Annotated in this window: 4 protein-coding genes and 2 pseudogenes; 5 read left to right on the top strand and 1 reads right to left on the bottom strand. The window is 73.8% G+C overall.

Annotated elements, in window-relative coordinates:
- A pseudogene (locus ACWD4B_RS35080) lies at window positions 1-92 on the top strand (hypothetical protein); the annotation flags it as partial.
- A 174-nt stretch (window positions 93-266) separates the two neighbouring features.
- On the opposite strand, the pseudogene ACWD4B_RS35075 reads toward ACWD4B_RS35080, so the two are convergent.
- A pseudogene (locus ACWD4B_RS35075) lies at window positions 267-599 on the bottom strand (hypothetical protein); the annotation flags it as partial.
- A 220-nt stretch (window positions 600-819) separates the two neighbouring features.
- Between ACWD4B_RS35075 and ACWD4B_RS35070 the strand changes: the two are divergent.
- The 4 genes from ACWD4B_RS35070 (at window position 820) to ACWD4B_RS35055 (ending at window position 4863) form a co-directional block, all read left to right on the top strand.
- The gene (locus ACWD4B_RS35070) at window positions 820-3288 is read left to right on the top strand and encodes a sensor histidine kinase (RefSeq protein WP_451424569.1); all 2469 of its coding nucleotides are present in this window, start codon (window positions 820-822) and stop codon (window positions 3286-3288) included.
- Window positions 3285-3725, top strand: a complete 441-nt coding sequence (locus tag ACWD4B_RS35065; RefSeq protein WP_390779251.1) for a roadblock/LC7 domain-containing protein — start codon at window positions 3285-3287, stop codon at window positions 3723-3725. The genes ACWD4B_RS35070 and ACWD4B_RS35065 overlap by 4 nt, the downstream gene beginning before the upstream one ends.
- A gap of 8 nt (window positions 3726-3733) precedes the next feature.
- Window positions 3734-4147: a DUF742 domain-containing protein gene (locus ACWD4B_RS35060; protein ID WP_451424568.1), complete on the top strand. Its 414-nt coding sequence runs from the start codon at window positions 3734-3736 to the stop codon at window positions 4145-4147.
- Between the two features lie 110 nt (window positions 4148-4257).
- On the top strand, window positions 4258-4863 hold the full coding sequence (locus tag ACWD4B_RS35055; protein WP_451424567.1) for a GTP-binding protein: 606 nt from the start codon (window positions 4258-4260) through the stop codon (window positions 4861-4863).
- Window positions 4864-5009 lie beyond the last annotated feature (146 nt).

The raw sequence follows: 5009 nt of genomic DNA, 5'->3' as shown, positions 1-5009 counted from the left end.
GCAAGGCGCAGGTCTCCCTGGCGCAGATGCAGTACATGCTGCCGCGGCTGCGCGGCTGGGGTCAGTCGCTCTCCCGGCAGATGGGTGCCGGGGCGAAGCCCCGGGTACCTCGACTGCGGGCGCGTCGTGGTTGCTCGCGCAGTTCCCCGCGCCCCTGACGGGGCGCCCAGTGCAGGCGCGTCGTGGCTGATCGCGCCCACGCGGCGGAGCCGCATATCAAAAGGGGCCCCGCGCCCCTAAAGGGCGCTGCGCGCCCCCCGTATGCCGCGCCCCGCGCGAGCGCTGCTGCTCGGCACGGAGATCACCCCGTGCCGCTGGCGCCACACCTGCCGCGTCACCCACACGTCCAGCACGCCCCACGTCGCCAGCACGGTGCTCACCACCGCACACAGCAGCGTCGGGAACGCCAGCCATGAGCCGGCCAGCGCGAACAGCACGGTGATCACCGTCAGGACCAGCGTCACGGCGGCGATCAGGGCCGCACGCACCGCGGCCGTACGGATCGGATCCGGCATTCTCGGCCGTCGGGCCGGCTCCTCCACCCACAAGGGCCTGCGGGCCGATGCCGTGCCGGCATGCGCGTCGTGGTTCCGTTGCAAGACCGCTCACCTCCCCCGGTCGGAACTCTTCCCCTCTCCTTGTACAAAGAAAAGAGCGGCCGGAAGTGCCCGAAGGTTCCCGTGATGAGGGGAATCCCGGCCGCTTCACACGTCCTTGGTCCGTACTGGCCTTCGGGTCCGCTACCTCGCAGTAGTAGGCTCACGCCGCATTGTTGTCGGAACACCACCCCCGTGCACCGGGGTTGACGTAGGGGAGGCCATGCGCTTTCGCGGGAAGTCCATCCGCCGGAAGATCGTGGCGCTGCTGCTGGTGCCGCTGGTGTCCCTGACCGCGCTGTGGGCCTTCGCCACGGTGATCACCGGTCAGGAGGCCGTCCAGCTGTTCTCCTTCGCCGACGTGATGCGCAAGGCGGGCTTCCCCGCCGAGGACGTGATCCTCGCCCTGGAGAAGGAGCGCCGCCAGACCCTCGTCTACCTGGCCGACCCCCGCCGCCCCGGCGCCCTGACCGATCTCGACGCCCGGCAGCGCGCCACCGACAAGGCCGTTGCGGACTACCGCTCCGGCATCGACCGCGAGGCGCGCGACGCCATGGACTCCGGTACGAAGGATCGTTTCCGCGCCATCGAGACGAGCCTCGACAGCATCGAGGGCCTGCGCCGGAGGGTCGAGGACAGCACCCTCACCCGCTTCGCCGCCTTCCAGGCCTACAACGAACTCGTCGACCCCTACTACGACTTCCTCGGCAGCCTCAGCGTCGTCCAGGAGGCCGACATGGAGCGGCAGGGCCGCGCCCTGGCCGGCCTCATCCGGGCCCGTGAGTCGGTCTCCCGCGAGGACGCCCTGCTCTCCGGCGCGTTCGTCGCGGGCAGCATGGACCGGCAGGACCTGCGCACCTTCTCCGACCGCACCGCCGAGCGCACGATCCTCTACTCCACCAGCCTGCCCGCCCTGCCCGCCGCCGACCGCAGGCTCTTCGACGCCTACTGGCAGGGCCCGCACGCCAAGGCGCTGCGCGCCGCCGAGGACGCCGTGATCCTCGCCGGTCCCGGCAGCACCGACCAGGCCGTCGGGCAGCGGCAGTGGCAGGCCACCGTCACCCCCGTCCTGGACGACCTCGGCGCACTCGGCAAGCAGGCCAGCGAACGCTACTCGGGCCGCGTCCACCCCATCGCCTTCGGCGTCCTCACCAAGGCCGCCGTCGCCGGGATCCTGGGCCTCGCCGCCCTCGTCTGCTCGCTCGTCATCTCCATCCGCATCGGCCGCGGCCTCGTCCGTGACCTGCGCCGGCTGCGCAAGGAGGCCCACGAGGTCTCCGGCGTGCGGCTGCCCAGCGTGATGCGCCGCCTCGCCGCGGGCGAGACCGTCGACGTCGAGACCGAGGCCCCGCGCCTGGAGTACGGCTCCGACGAACTCGGCCAGGTCGGCCAGGCCCTGAACACCCTGCAGCGCGCCGCCGTCGAAGCCGCCGTCAAACAGGCCGACATGCGCCGCGGGGTCTCCGACGTCTTCGTCAACCTCGCCCGCCGCAGCCAGGTCCTGCTGCACCGCCAGCTGACCCTCCTCGACACCATGGAACGCCGCACCGAGGACACCGACGAACTCGCCGACCTCTTCCGCCTCGACCACCTCACCACCCGCATGCGCCGGCACGCCGAGGGCCTGGTCATCCTCTCCGGCGCCGCCCCCGCCCGGCAGTGGCGCAAGCCCGTCCAGCTGATGGACGTCGTCCGGGCCGCGGTCGCCGAGGTCGAGGCCTACGAGCGCATCGACGTCCGCCGGCTGCCGCGGCTCGCCGTCGACGGCCCGGCGGTCGGCGACCTCACCCACCTCGTCGCCGAACTCCTGGAGAACGCCACGGTCTTCTCCCCGCCGCACACCGCGGTCCAGGTCCTCGGCGAGCGGGTCTCCAACGGCTTCACCCTGGAGATCCACGACCGCGGCCTGGGCATGACGGCCGACGTCATGCTGGAGGCCAACCTCAAGCTCGCCGAGACCCCCGAGTTCGAGCTCTCCGACACCGACCGGCTGGGCCTGTTCGTCGTCAGCCGGCTCGCCCAGCGCCAGGGCGTCCGGGTCTCCCTGCAGACCTCGCCCTACGGCGGCACCACGGCCGTGGTGTTCATCCCCTCGGCGCTGCTCACCGAGGCCCCGCGCCGCAGTGGTGCGGGAGCGGACGAGGACACCGGCGGTCAGCCGCTGCCCGGCCGCCGCCCCCGCCCGGTCCCCGGCCGCCCGGTGCGCGAGCGCCGAGGCGCCCCGGGCGGCACCGAACCCGGCCCGCTGGACGCCCTGTTCGAGGACGTGCCGGACGTGTCCGGCGGGGAGGAGCACCAGCAGGCGCCCGACGGCCCGCTCCCGCTGCCGCGCCGCAGGGCCCCCGTCCTGGTGTCCGACCACGGCCGCAGGGTCCCCGAACGCACCGCCGGACGGCCGCCGGCCCAGGACCCGGGCACCGGCCCGGACGAGGACCGCACGCCCACCGGGGGCCTGCCCCGGCGCGTGCGCCAGGCCAGCCTCGCCCCGCAGTTGAAGGACGACCGGACTGCGGTGCACACCCGGCCCGCCCCGGACCCGGCCGGTCCGGACGCCGCCCGCGACGCCGACGAGGTACGGGCCCGGATGGCCGCCCTCCAGCGCGGCTGGCAGCGCGGCCGGGAGCAGAACGACGTGGCGAACCCGCCAGGAACGACAGCACCAGGAACGACGATTGAGGGGGACGGTCGATGACCGCACCGAAGGAAGCCCTGCGCAACGACCGGGCCGGCGAGGGCGGCGAGCTCAACTGGCTCCTCGACGACCTGGTCGAGCGCGTCGCCAGCATCCGCAAGGCACTCGTCCTGTCCGGCGACGGACTGGCGACGGGGACCTCCAAGGAGCTCACCCGCGAGGACGGGGAGCACCTGGCCGCCGTCGCCTCCGGCTTCCACAGCCTCGCCAAGGGCGTGGGCCGGCACTTCGACGCCGGGGAGGTCCGGCAGACCGTCGTCGAGCTGGAGAAGGCGTTCCTGTTCGTCAGCGCCGCGGGCCACGGCAGCTGTCTGGCGGTGATCGCCGATGCGGACTCCGACATCGGCCAGGTCGCCTACGAGATGACCCTGCTGGTCAAGCGCGTGGGCGCACACCTGGCCACCGCTCCGCGCACCGGCGCCGCCGCCGGCGCGTGACGGCGGGCATGGACCGGGACCCCGAGCAGCCGGCCCGCTGGTTCGACGACGCGGCGGGCCCCGTGGTCCGCCCGTACGCCATGACCCGCGGGCGCACCCGCAGCGCGGCCGAGGACCGGCTCGACCTGATCGCCCTGGTGATCGCCGAGGAGTCGCTGGCGGACCACCCGGGCGGCGCCCACGCCCTGGCCGACCAGACGCTGTCCCCGGAACACCTCGACATCGCCGAACTGGCCCGCCGGACGCCGCAGTCCATCGCCGAACTGGCCGCGGAACTGGACCTTCCGGTGGGCGTCGTCCGGGTGCTGGTGGGCGACCTGATCGACGCGGGGCACGTCCGCGTCACCCGCCCCGTGCCCCCGGCGGAGCTGCCCGACGAGGGCATCCTGCGGGATGTCATCGACGGCCTGCGGGCGCTGTGACCACCCGCCGCCCTCCCGGTGCCGGGGCTTGTCCCGGCGCCGGGGGATGCGGAACGATCGGTACCACGGGGGCGAGCGAGGGCGCCGTCCCTGAAATCGGAGGAAAAACCATGGTGTTCGGCCGCACTGACCGCGCCCGCCGGCGGCCCGCCGCCCCGGTGACGACCCTCAAGCTGCTGGTGGCCGGGGGCTTCGGCGTCGGCAAGACCACCCTGGTCGGCTCGGTGAGCGAGATACGGCCGCTGCGCACGGAGGAGTTGCTGACCGAGGCGGGCCGGCCGGTGGACGACATCGCGGGGGTGGAGGGCAAGACGACCACCACCGTCGCCATGGACTTCGGCCGCATCACCCTCCGCGAGGACCTGGTGCTCTACCTCTTCGGTACGCCCGGCCAGGACCGCTTCTGGTTCCTGTGGGACGAGCTGGCCCAGGGCGCGCTGGGTGCCGTCGTCCTCGCCGACACCCGCCGCCTGGAGGACTGCTTCGCCGCCGTGGACTACTTCGAGCGCCGCGGCATCCCCTTCACCCTCGCCGTCAACCTCTTCGACGGCGCCGCCCGTTACCCCGAGGGGGCCGTGCGCGACGCGCTCGACCTCGACCCGGAGGTGCCGGTCGTCATGTGCGACGCGCGGGAACGCGAGTCGGCCAAGGAGGTCCTGGTCTCGGTCGTCGAGCACGCCCTGGCGACCGGCGTCGCCCGGCGCGAGGCGGTCTGAGGTACGCGCCCCGCCTGGGGCGCCCCGTAGGGGGCGCGGGGCTGTCACATTTGCGGCTCCGCCGCGTGGGCGCGACCAGGCGCCCCGTCAGGGGCGCGGGGAACTGCGCGACAAGCCCCCACCGGCCCGCAGCCGACGCACCACCC

Source organism: Streptomyces sp. NPDC002536 (genome assembly GCF_053594995.1).
This window is presented reverse-complemented; position numbering and strand designations above follow the sequence as displayed.

Bases quoted from the DNA above. Each gene is read 5' to 3' on its own strand.
- ACWD4B_RS35065 (WP_390779251.1), top strand. From the start codon at position 3,285: ATGACCGCACCGAAGGAAGCCCTGCGCAACGACCGGGCCGGCGAGGGC.
- ACWD4B_RS35060 (WP_451424568.1), top strand. From the start codon at position 3,734: ATGGACCGGGACCCCGAGCAGCCGGCCCGCTGGTTCGACGACGCGGCG.
- ACWD4B_RS35055 (WP_451424567.1), top strand. From the start codon at position 4,258: ATGGTGTTCGGCCGCACTGACCGCGCCCGCCGGCGGCCCGCCGCCCCG.
- ACWD4B_RS35070 (WP_451424569.1), top strand. From the start codon at position 820: ATGCGCTTTCGCGGGAAGTCCATCCGCCGGAAGATCGTGGCGCTGCTG.